We start from the raw sequence: 13,999 nt of genomic DNA, 5'->3' as shown, positions 1-13,999 counted from the left end.
AGCCGTTATCTCAGCACGGCTGTCTCCTGCGTTCAAGCTCCGACTGTCATGATCCGACCCCGCCGTCTCGCGCCGGAAGCGCTCGCCTTCCTGGCCGGCCTCCATTTCCTTGCCTTCTACAACATTCCGCTCTGGCGCCGGCTGGGCGAGATCGCCACCGCCGGCAGCCACGGCGGCCTGGCCACGCAGGCCGCGTTCGCCGTCATGGTGCTGGCCATTTTCACGCTGGTCCTGGTGCTGGCCTCGTTCCGATGGGTGCTCAAGCCTACCCTGGTGGTGCTCTGCATGGCCAGTTCGGTCGTGGCCTATTTCATGCTCCAGTATGGCGTCCTGATCGACAAGGGCATGCTGCTCAACGTGGCCGAAACCGACGTGCGGGAGGTGCGCGACCTGCTGTCGCCGCAGCTGTTCCTGACGGTGCTGCTGCTGGGGGTATTGCCCTCGTGGCTGATCCTGAAAGTGCCGCTGGCCCATCGGCCGCTGCGCCGCGAGCTGCTGGGCAAGGCTGCGGCCATCCTGGCGTCGCTGGGCGTGCTGGTCCTGGTCGCGCTGGGCGATTACCAGGGACTGTCCTCGCTACTGCGCAATCACCACGAATTGCGGATGATGGTCGTGCCCAGCAACTACCTGGCCGCCATGGTGAGCTTCGCCAAGGACCGCCTGGCCGCGCCAGCCCGGCCCATCGCCGTACTGGGCGCGGACGCCCGGCGCGCCGCGGCGTGGGCCGGCCACCGGCGCAAGTCCCTGACCGTGCTGGTCGTGGGCGAAAGCGCACGGGCGGAGAACTTCGGCGTCCTGGGCTACGGACGCGATACGACACCGCGGCTGGCCGCGGAGGACGGCCTGATCGCCTATGGCAACGTGACGTCGTGCGGGACCGAGACCGCCGTGTCCTTGCCCTGCATGTTCTCGAACATGACCCGGGCCGGCTACGACGCCAATCGCGCCAGACAGCAGGAAGGACTGCTGGACGTGATCCAGCGCGCCGGCCTGCGCGTGACCTGGCGCGACAACCAATCCGGCTGCAAGGGCACGTGCGATCGCGTCGCCTTCGAGAGCGTGCGCGATGCGCGCGTGCCGGCCTACTGCGGCGAAGGCGAGTGCCACGACGAGATACTGCTGGACGGCCTGCAGGACTACATCGACCATTTGCAAGACGATGCCGTGCTGGTGCTGCACCAGATGGGCAGCCACGGGCCCGACTACTACAAGCGCTATCCCAAGGCGCTTGCCCGCTTCGGCCCCGTCTGCGCAAGCGACGCCCTGAACGCCTGCAGCCGGGAGAGCATCGTCAACGCCTACGACAACACCATCGCCTATACCGACCGCGTGCTGGGCACGCTGATCGACCGGCTGCGCGCGAACCAGGACAAGCTCGACGTTGCCATGGTGTATGTCTCGGACCATGGCGAGTCGCTGGGGGAATACCGGCTGTACCTGCACGGAACGCCCTACATGCTGGCGCCGCCCCAGCAGACGCACGTGGCGATGCTGGCGTGGTTCTCTCCTTCGTACGCGCAGGACTTCGGCCTGGACCTGCAATGCCTGAAACGATCCCGGCAAGCGGCGTATAGCCACGACAACTACTTCCACTCCATACTCGGCCTGCTGCAGATCGAGACGGCGGTGCGCGATCCGAAGCTCGACATGTTCGCCGCCTGTCGCCGCGGCGGCGGCATCGGCCCCGGCGACGCATGATTGAAGACCGCTTCACGCGCATGGCCCGGCGCGGCGACAGTCCGCCGGCATCGCGTCCCTTCAACTTCGCGCTGTGGCTGGGCCTCCCGGCGGGCGCGATGACCGCCCTGCTGTTCATTGACCCTACAAGCGCCGACTTTGCGCTCGCGCGCGCCCTGTACCTGCCTGGACAGGGTTTCGTGGGCAGGCAGAGCGTATTCCTGGAAGCGGTCCTTCATCGGGGTGTTCGCGATGCCATGACCGCATTCATGCTCGCGGTCCTCGCAGGATTCATCGCGAGCCTGGTGCGGCGCGACCTGGCGGCCTGGCGCCGGCGCCTGGCCTATGTGCTGGTCGCGGTCGGGCTGTCGACCGGCATTGTCGCCCCCTTGAAGGCGGCAACGGCGGTCCAGTGTCCATGGAGCCTCGCGGACTTCGGCGGGCAGGAATCCTATTCGCCGCTCGTGGGGCATCGCCCGGCAACCAATAATCCGGGACGGTGCTGGCCAGGCGGCCATGCCTCGACAGGTTTCTCGCTCTTGGCTCTGTACTTCGCCCTGCGGGATGGCCATCCCCACCGCGCGAGATGGATGCTGGGGGGAGCCCTGCTGCTCGGCACGGTGCTATCGGCAGTGCGCATGGCGCAGGGCGCCCACTTCCTTTCGCACAACGTCTGGACGCTGCTGCTCGACTGGACGATCTGCGCGGCGGCCTACCGGTGGATGTTGTATGAGCCGGGACGGCTCGTCACCCCCGTCCGACAACCCGTCGCTCGATCCGGATCGGCGGACTGTCGATCCTGACTTTGCCCTTGGCGCCGCCCACGCGGCGGCCGACATGGCGCGCCGCACATCCGCCACGCATTCGCGCAGCCAGTCCATGGCGCCGTCTCCCTCGCGATACCGGCTCCGCTGCGTGACGATGCGGGACAACGCGCGGGGACGTAGTACCATGCACGCGTGTCAGCCGCCCGCCGGGGCGGCGAATCGTGCAAGGGAAAATCCTCAGCGTATGCGTTCCATAGGCCGCGCACGGAGCCTGTCCGAAGAACTCGTGCAGCTCATGTCCGAGAAAATCCGCCGCAAGGAGTGGAAGCCCGGGGACAAGCTGCCGACCGAGGCCGAGATCATGCAGGCCTACGGCGTGAGCCGCACCGTCGTGCGCGAGGCGATTTCCCGCTTGCAGGCGGCGCGCATGGTGGAGACGCGCCACGGCATCGGGACGTTCCTGCTGGAGCAGCCTCCGCTCTCGCCCCTGCACGTCGATGCCAAGGACGCCGTCACCATGCTGGACGTGATGGCGGTGCTCGAGCTGCGCATCACCATCGAAGCCGAGGCAGCCCGCCTGGCCGCCCTGCGGCGCACCGAGCAGAACGTGGCGGACCTGTGGCGCACGTTGGCGACCTTCGAAACGCAGGTCAAGCTGGGCGGCGACACCGTCGCCACCGACGTCGAATTCCACAAGCAGATCGCCGCCGCCGCCGGCAATCGCTACTTCTACGACATCCTCGCCCAGATGGGCGCCACCATTATTCCTCGTACCCGCGTCAACACCGCCGAGCTGGCGCACGGCGACCAGAAAGCCTATCTGGCGCGCGTCCACCGGGAGCACGAGGAAATCTGCGATGCAATCGCGCGACGAGATGCGGATGGCGCCCACGAGGCAATGCACAGGCACCTGACCAAGAGCCGCGAACGGCTGCGCCAGGCCTACTTGGCCAGCAAGGATATGAGCGACCCGCCTGTTTCCTGAGGCCGACCGCGCGCCTTCAGGGTTTACCCCGAAACAGCATCCAACGAAATGAGTTGTATGATGACGTACAACTTATCTGCACACCCTGACAGGACCCGCCATGACGCCCCAAGCGCTGAAAACGACGATCTCCCAAGGTTTGCTGTCCTTCCCCGTCACCGATTTCGACCGCCAGGGCGACTTCGACGCCAAAGGCTATGCCGCCCGCCTGGAGTGGCTCGCGCCCTTCGGCGCGAGCGCGCTGTTCGCCGCTGGGGGCACGGGCGAGTTCTTTTCGCTGACGCCGGCCGATTACTCGGCGGTGGTCAAGACCGCGGTCGATGTCTGTGACAAGCGGGTCCCCATCCTGGCCGGCGCCGGCGGCCCCACGCGCACCGCCATCGCCTTCGCGCAAGAGGCGCAGCGCCTGGGCGCCAAAGGCATACTGCTGATGCCGCACTACCTGACCGAAGCCGGCGAGTCGGGCATCGAGGCCCACGTCGAACAGGTCTGCAAGGCGCTGGACATAGGCGTGATCTTCTACAACCGCGCCAATTCACGGCTCGGCCCCGCCGCGCTGGCCCGCCTGGCCGAGCGCTGCCCCAACCTGGTCGGTTTCAAGGATGGCGTGGGCGACGTAGAAGCGATGGTGAAGATCCGCCGCGCGCTGGGCTCGCGCCTGGCTTACCTGGGCGGGCTACCCACGGCCGAGGTCTATGCCGCCGCCTACAAGGCGCTGGGGGTGCCGGTGTACTCCTCGGCAGTTTTCAACTTCATTCCCAGGACGGCCATGAAGTTCTACAAGGCCGTGGCAAGCGATGACGCCGAGACCGTGGGTGATTTGCTGGATACCTTCTTCCTGCCCTATCTGGAGATACGCAACCGCTGCGCCGGCTATGCGGTGAGCATCGTCAAGGCAGGCGCCCGCCTGGTGGGTCACGACGCGGGCCCCGTGCGGGCGCCGCTGACCGACTTGGACGAGTCGGAGACGGCGCAGCTCGACGCGCTGATCAAGAAGGTGGGCGGCGAGTAGCGCCGTTCCTCACCTGAGGCGTTCCGGATCCAGGTGCGCGGGCGCCTTGCGTTGCACCAGGAAGTTCACGCCCCACATCACGACGCCCAGCGCCAGCAGCCAGCCGGCCACTTCGTACTGGATGGGATCGCGGCCGGTGAACGGCGTGACCATGAACAGGCAGACGATGGCGCCAAGGGCGGCAAGCGGCCCCCAGGTGCGGAAGTGCGCATGTTCGACGTGATCGCGCCGCAGTACCAGCACGGCGACGTTGACGAACGCGAACACGCCCAGGAGCAGCAAGGCGGTAGTGCCGCCCAGCGCGCGGATGGCCTGGGAGTCGCTGGCGGCGGACACGAGCGCGATCAGCCCTATCGCCAGTACGGTGGTGAAGACGATGGCCGACCAGGGGGTCTGGGTGCGGGCGTGCACGTGCGCCAGGAAGCCCGGCAGCACGCCCTGGCGCGACATGCCGTACAACAGGCGGCTGGCCATCATCATGTTGATCAGCGCCGAGTTGGCCACGGCGAACATGGAGATGACCGGCATGATGACTTCCATGGGCAACCCCGGCGCGGCGCGCTTGACCACCAGCACCAGCGGCGTGGAACTGGCGGCCAGCTCGCCCACGGGTATCAGCGCCACGGCGCAGATGGACACCAGCACGTAGATGGTGGCGGTGAGTCCCAGTCCGGTCAGCAACACCTTGGGGAAGATGCGGTGCGGGTCGTGGGTTTCCTCGGCCATGTTGACCGAGTCCTCGAATCCCACCATGGCATAGAAGGCCAGCGCGGTGGCCGAGGTAATGGCCAGGAACACGCTCTTGTCCTCCGGCGTTTCGAAGGCCACCACGCGCGAGAAGTCGGCCTGGCCGCCGGCAATGGCATAGAAGCCCAGCAGTATCACCAGCAGCAGCCCGCTCAGCTCGACCAGGGTCAGCACGACGTTGGTTTTCACGCTCTCGGACACGCCGCGCAGGTTGATCAGCATGATCAGCAGCATGAAGCCCACCGCGCCTAGCGTGACCACCATGGGATTGGCCTCGATGCGCAGCGCCGCGAACAGGTTGGCGGCAAAGGCCTGCGACGCGGTGGAGGCCGAGGTCAGGCCCGAGCACATGACCGTGAAGCAGACGATGAAGGTGAGGAAATGCAGGCCGAAGGCCTTGTGCACGTAGAGCGCGGCGCCCGCGGCGCGGGGGTATTTCGTGACCAGTTCCAGATAGGAGAAGGCAGTCAGCAATGCGATGACGAAGGCGGCCAGGAAAGGTGCCCAGGCGGCGCCGCCCACCTCGCCCGCCACCTGCCCGGTCAACGCATAGACACCGGTGCCCAGGATGTCTCCAACTATGAATAGCAGCAACAACTTCGGTCCCATCACCCGTTTCAGGGGGGTATCGCCCGAGCCTTGCTTTTCGGTCATCGCCGGCCTCTTCCCGTTTATGCTGGTAGTCCGATTCTAAATGGCGGCGCCGGGGCGGGTGCGGCGGCGATGCAACCGAATGTCTCTCTCGCGGCGAACCGGGGGAACGGAATCCTCGCCTACCAGCGCGGCCTGCGCGCGGCGCCGGCCGCCACGAGCAGCAGGGCAAACCCGGCGGCCAGCCAGGCGGTCAGCGGACGCGGCGCATCCGGCGAAGCTGGCGCGGGGCGCTTTTCCTCCAGCGCGAAGCCGCGTACCGGCTGCCGGCCGGTCGCATGCGTCCCGTCCATGGGCGGGGGAGCCGCGGCTCCTGCCAGCGAAGGCGCGGCGCCGAGCGCGAGCCGCTCCTGGCGCGCATGGCAGGCCGCCTGCGCGCAGTGGGCGCCGTGCGCCGCGGTCTCCTGCGCCAGCAGTTGTTCCAGTTGCGCGCGAACCTGATCGCCGGCCTCCCACTTGCCGCGCTCGATGGCGTCAAGCAGCGCGCCGATCAGTTGCTGGCGGGCATACGGGTTGTGCTGCGCGAAGTAGTCCTGCAGGCCCAGCCGGTACTTGTCGTCCACATAGATTTCCTTGACCGCCTGCCAGTCGGCGTCGGCCACCAGTTCCGGCGTGGTCACGTCCCACAGCAGCAGGTGCTCGGGGAGCTGCGCCATGTAGCGGGCGCCGTTGTAGCCGCTGGCCTGCATGGCGCGAATCCACGCGGGGTTGAAGTAGCGGCTTTGCAGTTCCGCGCCATAGCTGCGGGCCAGGTCATCGATGCGTGCCTGCCCGGGACGCGGATCTTTCAGGTCCGCGACATAGTTGGCGACGGCGCGCCCGGTGCGTTCCCGCACGGCCATGCCGATGCCGCCCAGGTAGGCGGCGGCCATGGGCGTGTCGAGCAGGCCATAGACGTTGGAACTGCGGCTGAACACCGCGGCATCGACGCCATCGAGCTGCGCGCCGAAGCCCGCGCCGTCGGCCTCGCCCTCGGCGCCGCCGCCGTAGGCGTGCGACATCCGGTCGGCGTAGAGCCCGGCAAGGCGAGCGTCGGTCCATTCGGCGCCCGCCTTGATGGCGAACTGGGTCGATGGGGAATACGCGCCGGGCGCGGTCGAATAGACCCGGCGCAGCGCCCGGCGGCGTGCCTCTTCTTCAGGCAGGCCCTGGCTCCTGAGCAGCGCGATCGTGCCGGTGCTCGCGGCCCGCACGGCGTTGTCCGGTTCGTCCGCCCGCGCCGCCAGCGCGACCGCCTTGGCGATCAGCTCGATCTTGTCGCGGAAATGGTCGCGGTAGGTTCCCGAGGTCGTCACCAGCACGTCCACGCGCGGCCGGCCCAGCGCAGCGCGGCTCTCCAGCTCCACGTCCACCACCTCGCCACGCGGATTCCAGACCGGGCGCACCCCCAGCAGCCGCAGGATCTGCGCCTCGATCGCGCCCTGGTTCTGCGCCGACTCGCCGGACCACAGCACGAACGCCACCTTGCGCGGCGGCTGGCCATGCTCGCGTCGATACGTGGCCACGAGATCGTCGGCCAGGCGAACGCCCGTCTCCCATGCATCCCGCGTAGGGAGGCGGCGCGTGGCCAGCGTATAGGGATTGCGGCCCGGTGGCAGCGCGTCGGGATTGCGCACAGCGTCGGCCATCGGGCCCGGCTCGATGTACCGGCCCCGCAAGGCGTCGACGACGGCATCCATCTCGCGTGGCGCCTGGTCGATGCGCCGGGCATAGTCATCGATGCGCGCCCGCATCCCGTCGGCAAGCGCCGGGCCGGCCGGCTGTCCGCCCAACGCCGCGCGGACCACGTCGAGCGCCGGCGGATGTTCCGTGTCGCCGGCGATCATGGCATGGACCATGCGCGCCTTGGTCTCGGCATCCGGGACCTGGCCCAGCACGTGGCCGCCGGCCGGCATCACGGCGCGCGCCACTTCGTCCAGGTAGCGGCGCAGCGCGCGCTCCAGTTCGGGCCATTGCGCCCGCGCCGGGTCCAGCCCGAGGTCGCGGGCCAGCGGCTGCGCGAGCCGCCTGGCTTGCGCGTGCCCGGCCTGCGCATCCGCCGCGTCATCGAGCGCGTCGCGCAGCGCTTGGAGGCCGGGCGGCAGGCCGCCCTGGACCAGCGGCGGCATGAAGCCGGTGGTCACCGCCATCGCCCGGCGCTTGTTGCCCACGCCGCCGTTGGCCTGCAGCGGCGTGGGCTGGATGTGGGGAAGGTCGCCGATCAGCGTGCCGACCCAGTCGTCGCGGGCCGGCCCCTGCTGCTTGCCCGGCATCAGCGAAAGCTGGGTGAAGAACGGCAGGTAGGCATCCGCGTGGAGATCGCGCGCCATCCACAGGTAGAACGCGATGTACTGGTGATGGGGCGGCAGCGCCTCCTTGGAGGCGAGGGCCCCGTCGTCCTGCAGATAGCCCCATACCGGATGCGGCGCCAGGACGACCTTGCCGAAGCGCAGCACCGGGATGGCGAGCTGGCGCCGGCCCTGGGCGTCCGTGTGCACCATGATGCGGCCGGGCGGCGGCCCCCAGCGGGCTTCGGTCTGCGCCCGCAGATCCGCGGGCAGCGTGCGGTACCACGCCAGGTAGCGCGATTCGGGAATCAGCACGAGTCCGCCCTGCCTCGCGCGCCGAGCCAGTTCGGCGGCCGCGCCCGGTCCGCTCGCGTTGGAAGCGTCCTCGGCCATGCGGCGCGCGAGTTCGTGCGCGCCGGGCAGCTCGCCCGGCCCGAGGTCGTAGCCCTCGGCGCGCAGCCGCGCCAGCAGGGCCGACAGGCTGGCCTGGGCGTCCAGGTAGGTGTCCGGATCGCTGCCGACGTCGCCCGGATCGCCGCTTTCGCTGTGGTAGGCGATCACGAGGCGCTTGTCCGCGTTCGGCAGCCGGTGCAGGCGCGCCCAGGCGAGCGCGCGCGATACCCGCCACGCCACTTGTCCGGCCAGCGGCACGTGCGCCGGCATGCCTTGCGCGTCGGGTTCGCGCGCCCCGACCATCATGGGTTCGACGATGCCGCTGGCCTCGCTCATTGCCAGCTGCCCGCTGCGATCGGGCGCGAACCCGCCCGGATCCGCGCGCCACTGCCCGGGTGTGCGGGCGTAGTCCGTCGTGCAATTGAGCACGGCCACGCCCAGCCGGCGCGCCTGGGCCACGCCCGCCGCATGATCGGCATAGTCGATCTGGCTGGCGCACAGGACGAGGACATCGATGGCGGGCCGGCCGCGGGCATCCTCGAGATGCCGCAGCGACACCTGGCTGTTGCTGCGCCACATGGGCACGGGCAGGCCTCCCTGCCGCTCCACCTCTTCGATGAGCGCATCGACGACCGCCGTGTTGCCGCCCAAGGCGAGGCTGCGGTAGAACACCAGCCCGACCCGGGGCCGCGAGGGCGCGTCGCGGTGGCGCTGCGCCGCCCAGGCAAGATAGCCGTCGAGGGTGTCGAAGACGCCGGCGTGCCGGGGATGGTAGAACGCCTGGTCCGGATAGATGACCGGCGGTTGCGGCGTCACGGACCGGCCCAGCAGCCGGGCGGCCAGATAGTCGAACAGGCGCGCGTAGTTTTCCGCCGTGGCGTTGGCCCAGTAGCGGGGGGCGTCGGGCACGGCGGCGATGGGCACGTTGCCGTCCACCCACTCGGTGCCGTTGAGCACCAGCACCCGCGTATGCCGCGCGGCTTGCGCCAGGCGCCGCCGGTATTGCGCCAGCCGCGGCCCGACTCCCTCGACCAGGACGAGGTCGTAGCCGTCCAGGTCCACGCCGTCCAGTCCGGGCAGGTAGCCGCCGCCCAGGCCGAAGAGGTCGATGCGGAGCCGGTCGCGCTGGCGAGCCACGGCTTCGCGCATGGCCGCCGGCTGCTGCGCCAGTTCGATGGAGATCACGGCGATCCTGGGCAGCGAAGGCGCCGCGCCGATAGCCGCCCCGGCGGTCCCGGCCAACATGGCGCACATGATGGCGATCAACCCTCGCCGGATTCGTGACGGCCCAAGGACACGCGGCAACAGAGCGAGCCGGCGCAAGGCGATCCAAGCGCGGAACGCGATCACGGCGTGCCTCCCTCCGGCACGTAGACCACCTGTCCATCGGGCAGTTGATACGCCACGCCCAGGCGCTGCCCCTCTCCGGACAACTCGCGGTCGCTGACGCGCTCGACCTTGATCTGCTTCTTGTCCTTGCGCACGACTTCCAGCTGCCCGTCGCGCGTGGTGCGCGTCAGCGTCCATGAGGCGTCCTCGCTGAACAGGTCCTGCGCCCCCAGCACCGAGAACAGCGCCACGGCCATGGCGACGATGAAGGCCAGGCTGGCATCGAACAGGTTGGCCACGCCGGCCAGCGGATCGTCGGCCCGCGCACGGGCCCGACGCGCGCGGGCAAAGCGCAGGCCGCGCCTCATCGATCGCTCCCGTCCCGCAGCGCCTGCTCGGCGCGCAGGCGGATCGCATCCAGGTCTTCATGGCTCCAGCCTTCGCGCACCATGGCGATCACATAGGCCACTACGCCCACCGCAATTCCCACCACCGTGCTGGAGAACGCCACCACCATGTTGCCGGCCAGGTCCGGCAGGTCGCCCCTGGCCAATCCGTTGAGCGCGGCCGCCATGGGTATCAGCGTGCCCATCAACCCCAGCGACGGTCCGGCCCGGACGGCGAAGCGCACCGTATCGAGGCTGCGCTGGGCCGCGTTCTCCGCCTGCATCAGGATCGCTTCGAGCCGCAGGTCCAGCGCAGCGCCCTCTTCCCGCGCCGCCGCGTCGATCATGGCCAGGTAGCGCGCCTGCGCCGGGCGCCGGCCCCGCAGCCGTTGCCATCCTCCGCGCACGAACATGCCGAGCGCGACCAGTATCCACGCCAGCAAGACCACCAGCAGCACGAGCGCCGGATAGAACAGCAGGTTCGAGATCTGTTCGAGAAGCAGTTTCAGTTCCATGAGAGTCGCTCTTTTGCCGGGGCCGGTCACAGCGCGCGCGTGTAGCGCAGGTAGAAGGCGCGGCCCGGCATGATGTAGTCGGCCTTTTCGTAGTAGTCGCGGTCGAACAGGTTGGCGATGTCCACGCGCAAGGTGTCGCGCGGCGTCATCTTCCAGCTGGCGCTCAGGTCGACCACGGTGAACGACGCATTGGCGAACACGCCGCCGCGGCCGCCGGTGTAGCGACGGCCCTGGCTGTTGTCCGTGTCGTAGCGGGTGCCGTTGTGGCGCACGGTCATGGTGGCCGACAGGTCGCTGCCGTTGCTCACCGTCAGCGAGACATTGGCCTTCCACTTGGCGACGTTGCGTATCGGGACGGCGCCGCCGGCATCGAAGTCCTCGGCCTGCAGCAGCCGGGTGACGCTGCTCGCCACGCCCAGGCGGCCGGCCGGCAAGCCGAACAGGACCCCGGCGTCGAAGGCCAGCCGCCCCTCCAGGCCGCGCATGCGGGAGGTATCGGCATTCTCGTAGCTGCTGATCCGCTCGGCCGGCGTCTCGCTGACGATGACCGAGCGGATGCGGTCGCGGATGCGCGCGTCGAAATATGTCAGGTCGGCATCGACGTCGCGCGTGGCGTAGCCTACGCCGACGTCATAGCTGGTGCTGCGTTCCGGTTTCAGGCCGGGATTGCCCACGCTCAGCCGCCGCTGGCTGCCGGCGAATTCCTCGTTCTCGCCGGCGAGCTCGCTGCCTTGCGGCGGCGCGAATGCCGTGCCCGCGGACGCGTGCACGCGCCATGCCGGCGCCAGCTTGTAGACCACCCCGCCGCGCGGATTGAAACTGGTGAAGCTCGACGAGGCCGGCGTGAAACGGGTCTTGTAGGGCGTGGCCAAGGTGCTCGCGTCGATCCAGTCATTGCGCGCGCCCAGCGTCAGCACCAGCCGATCGTCCAGCAGATGGCTCGCCAGCTCGGCGAACAAGCCCTTGCTGTCGCGACGCTCGTTGGGGCTGTACGGCGCCGTCTGCGCCCCGGACGACAAGTACGACGAGCGCTCGGCCTCGACCCGCTGCCAATCGAAGCCATAGGTCAGCGCGAACGTCTCGTCCAGCGTCCAGGTGTCCTGGGCCTGCAGGCCCTTATAGCGGGACACCGTGCGGCTGGAGCGGTAGCGCGGCGCGGCGGCGGGCACGGTGATGTAGTTGTAGTCCTCGCGCGAAGCGTAGGTGACGAGGCTGATCCGGTGGCGCTCGGGCGTGATCTGCAGGCGCAGGTCCCCGCTGACACGGCGGGTATCGTTGCCCGAGGCGCTGGGCGGGTCGTAGCTCAGCGGCCCCGGCGCATTGTTGGACAAATCCGCCGCATCCACGGACGCATCGACGCGCACGATGTCATGAAGATCCATCCCCAGGCGCAGCCGCCCGGAAGTGCGCCGCGAATCGCTATTGGGCCGGCGGTCGCCCGCGCCGGTACGGAAATCTCCGGCCTGCTCCACATAGCCCGCGGCCAGGTCGAAATCGGCGCGCTCGGACAACGAGCCGCCGATGGCGACCTCGCCCCGGTACGTCTCGAACGAACCGTAGCCCACGCTGGCGCGTCCCTTCAGCGGTCCCTTCGAGTGCCGGGTGATGATGTTGACCACGCCGCCCATGGCCGACGCGCCGTAGAGCGACGAAGCCGGGCCCTTGAGCACCTCCACGCGCTCGATGCTGTCCGGCGCGAGCGTCGTGAAACTGGTCGATCCCGACGGGCGGCCATCCACCAGCACCAGCGTGCGCGGGTTGATGGTGAACTCGAAATTGGGACGCAGGCCGCGCAATCCGATCCCCGCCAGGCCATTGGGATACTGGATGACGTCGACGCTGGCGTTCTTCTTGACCAGATCCAGGAAGGTCGTGCCGACGCTCGCATCGAGCGCGCCGGCATCGATCACCTCCATCGACGATGCCACGTCGCTGGCCGATTGTTCACTGCGGGTGGCCGTTACGACCACCGTCTCCAGCGCCTGGGAAGGCGACGCCTCTCCAGGACCCTGCGCGCACGCCAACGACGACGCGATCAAGGCGGCCGCGCCGCCCACCCCGGTTTTCATTCTGCCCCGCCCCAAGATGCCACCCACAAACCGCGCACCTTAATGCAACTTTGTTTCTTATGCAATCAAGTTTCATTAATGAATGTGGCCAGGGGAGCCGGAGCCGGCCCCTTTGCGACTGCCAGCGTGACCGCGTTTCGCGCTATCCTTGCCACTCGGGCGGTGCGGTCGCCGCCCAGGTTCCCGATTCCGTTTTCATGTCCCCGTCCGGTCCGGCCGGCTCCGCCGCCATCATTCCCAAGCTGCCCATTCCCCGTCCCGCTTTTCCGGCTTGCCCGCAAGGGAAGCCGTGATGGGCGTCTTCCACATCTACTTCTCCATCCTCAGCCTGCTGGCCCCGCTCATGGTGGTCATCGGGGTCGGCACGACATGGGGGAAGCTGGGACACGCATTCCCGGCGCAATTCGTGACCGTGCTCGCCACCACGGTGACCACGCCGGCGCTGGTGTTCAACACTTTGGTCACCACCCAGCTCAGCAACGAGATCATGGCCACGGTAGCCGGCGCGACGGTGCTGGCGCTGGGTCTTTGCATGGTCGTGTCCGCCGTGGCCCTCAGGCTGTGCAAGCTGCCGGTGCGCAAGCTGCTGCAGACCACGTCGTTCCCGAATGCCGGCAACCTGGGCCTGCCCATCACGCACCTGGCGTTCGGCGACGCCGGCCTGTCGACCTCCATCGCTTTCTTCGCGGTGTGCTCCTTCATCCAGCACACCGTGGGCGTGCGCACGCTGCCCAGCGCCGACGGCATGCCGGCGCCGTGGAAAAGCCCGATCCTGATCGCTTCGCTGCTGGCCGTCGCATGCCGGCTGTTCGGCTACACGCCGCCCCAATGGATCATGGAGTCGGCCCAGTTGCTGGGCAGCATGACGGTCCCGCTGATGCTGCTGGGGCTGGGGCATGCGCTGGCGCTGATCCCCGCCGCCGGGCTGAAGCTGGGCGGCATCATCGGCGCGATGCGGCTGGTGTTCGGGCTCGGCACCGGCGCGCTGGCCGCCTGGCTGGCAGGCCTGCCGGCCGACATGATCGGCAACATGGCCCTGCAGATGGGCATGCCCTGCGCGGTGGTCAGCTACATGTACGCGCGGCGCTATACCGACATGGGCGACACGGCGGCCGGCGCGGTGCTGATCTCGACGCTGGTGTTCCTGGTGCTGGCGCCGTTCCTGTTGTGGCTGCTGGGTTCGCCGGTGGCCGGTTAGCGC

The 13,999-nt window shown here is 68.8% G+C and carries 10 protein-coding genes; 5 read left to right on the top strand and 5 right to left on the bottom strand.

Going from position 1 to position 13,999, the window contains the following annotated elements; genetic code table 11:
• Positions 1-48 precede the first annotated feature (48 nt).
• The 4 genes from CDO44_RS23575 to kdgD all read left to right on the top strand — a co-directional run bounded on the left by CDO44_RS23575 (position 49) and on the right by kdgD (position 4,441).
• A complete protein-coding gene (locus tag CDO44_RS23575) occupies positions 49-1,698 on the top strand; it encodes a phosphoethanolamine transferase (protein WP_087782684.1) in 1,650 nt (549 codons plus the stop codon).
• A complete protein-coding gene (locus CDO44_RS23570) occupies positions 1,695-2,480 on the top strand; it encodes a phosphatase PAP2 family protein (RefSeq protein WP_198951429.1) in 786 nt (261 codons plus the stop codon). Before CDO44_RS23575 ends, CDO44_RS23570 begins: the two co-directional genes overlap by 4 nt.
• Before the next feature lie 208 nt (positions 2,481-2,688).
• Positions 2,689-3,429, top strand: coding sequence for a FadR/GntR family transcriptional regulator (locus CDO44_RS23565; RefSeq protein ID WP_087782683.1), 741 nt, complete (start codon positions 2,689-2,691; stop codon positions 3,427-3,429).
• 100 nt (positions 3,430-3,529) lie between these two features.
• Entirely contained in the window at positions 3,530-4,441 is a 912-nt protein-coding gene (gene kdgD, locus CDO44_RS23560; protein WP_087782682.1) for a 5-dehydro-4-deoxyglucarate dehydratase, read from the top strand.
• A 9-nt stretch (positions 4,442-4,450) separates the two neighbouring features.
• Here the strand turns inward: kdgD and CDO44_RS23555 are convergent, their stop codons facing one another.
• The 5 genes from CDO44_RS23555 to CDO44_RS23535 all read right to left on the bottom strand — a co-directional run bounded on the left by CDO44_RS23555 (position 4,451) and on the right by CDO44_RS23535 (position 12,798).
• A complete protein-coding gene (locus CDO44_RS23555; protein WP_087782681.1) occupies positions 4,451-5,842 on the bottom strand; it encodes an APC family permease in 1,392 nt (463 codons plus the stop codon).
• Positions 5,843-5,961: 119 nt separating this feature from the next.
• Positions 5,962-9,753, bottom strand: coding sequence for a cobaltochelatase subunit CobN (locus CDO44_RS23550; protein WP_144389579.1), 3,792 nt, complete (start codon positions 9,751-9,753; stop codon positions 5,962-5,964).
• A gap of 92 nt (positions 9,754-9,845) precedes the next feature.
• The gene (locus CDO44_RS23545) at positions 9,846-10,196 is read right to left on the bottom strand and encodes a DUF2149 domain-containing protein (RefSeq protein WP_087782679.1); all 351 of its coding nucleotides are present in this window, start codon (positions 10,194-10,196) and stop codon (positions 9,846-9,848) included.
• Complete coding sequence (locus tag CDO44_RS23540) at positions 10,193-10,729, bottom strand: MotA/TolQ/ExbB proton channel family protein (RefSeq protein WP_087782678.1); 537 nt, start codon at positions 10,727-10,729, stop codon at positions 10,193-10,195. Before CDO44_RS23540 ends, CDO44_RS23545 begins: the two co-directional genes overlap by 4 nt.
• 26 nt (positions 10,730-10,755) lie before the next feature.
• Positions 10,756-12,798 carry a TonB-dependent receptor gene (locus tag CDO44_RS23535; RefSeq protein WP_087782677.1) on the bottom strand — a complete coding sequence of 681 codons (2,043 nt, stop codon included), beginning with the start codon at positions 12,796-12,798 and terminating at the stop codon, positions 10,756-10,758.
• Positions 12,799-13,087: 289 nt separating this feature from the next.
• Here CDO44_RS23535 and CDO44_RS23530 point away from each other — a divergent pair, with 289 nt between their 5' ends.
• The gene (locus tag CDO44_RS23530; protein WP_369824706.1) at positions 13,088-13,996 is read left to right on the top strand and encodes an AEC family transporter; all 909 of its coding nucleotides are present in this window, start codon (positions 13,088-13,090) and stop codon (positions 13,994-13,996) included.
• Positions 13,997-13,999: the final 3 nt, after the last annotated feature.

It is taken from the genome of Pigmentiphaga sp. NML080357, from assembly GCF_002188465.1.
Classification (GTDB): Bacteria; Pseudomonadota; Gammaproteobacteria; order Burkholderiales; family Burkholderiaceae_B; genus Pigmentiphaga.
The sequence above is the reverse complement of the archived record's forward strand: the minus strand, read 5'-3'. Positions and strand labels throughout refer to the sequence as shown.

What these genes read in the sequence shown, in the direction of transcription:
- kdgD (WP_087782682.1), top strand. Translation starts at nt 3,530, where the DNA reads ATGACGCCCCAAGCGCTGAAAACGACGATCTCCCAAGGTTTGCTGTCC.
- CDO44_RS23550 (WP_144389579.1), bottom strand. Translation starts at nt 9,753, where the DNA reads ATGTGCGCCATGTTGGCCGGGACCGCCGGGGCGGCTATCGGCGCGGCG.
- CDO44_RS23565 (WP_087782683.1), top strand. Translation starts at nt 2,689, where the DNA reads ATGCGTTCCATAGGCCGCGCACGGAGCCTGTCCGAAGAACTCGTGCAG.
- CDO44_RS23540 (WP_087782678.1), bottom strand. Translation starts at nt 10,729, where the DNA reads ATGGAACTGAAACTGCTTCTCGAACAGATCTCGAACCTGCTGTTCTAT.
- CDO44_RS23555 (WP_087782681.1), bottom strand. Translation starts at nt 5,842, where the DNA reads ATGACCGAAAAGCAAGGCTCGGGCGATACCCCCCTGAAACGGGTGATG.
- CDO44_RS23535 (WP_087782677.1), bottom strand. Translation starts at nt 12,798, where the DNA reads ATGAAAACCGGGGTGGGCGGCGCGGCCGCCTTGATCGCGTCGTCGTTG.
- CDO44_RS23545 (WP_087782679.1), bottom strand. Translation starts at nt 10,196, where the DNA reads ATGAGGCGCGGCCTGCGCTTTGCCCGCGCGCGTCGGGCCCGTGCGCGG.
- CDO44_RS23575 (WP_087782684.1), top strand. Translation starts at nt 49, where the DNA reads ATGATCCGACCCCGCCGTCTCGCGCCGGAAGCGCTCGCCTTCCTGGCC.
- CDO44_RS23570 (WP_198951429.1), top strand. Translation starts at nt 1,695, where the DNA reads ATGATTGAAGACCGCTTCACGCGCATGGCCCGGCGCGGCGACAGTCCG.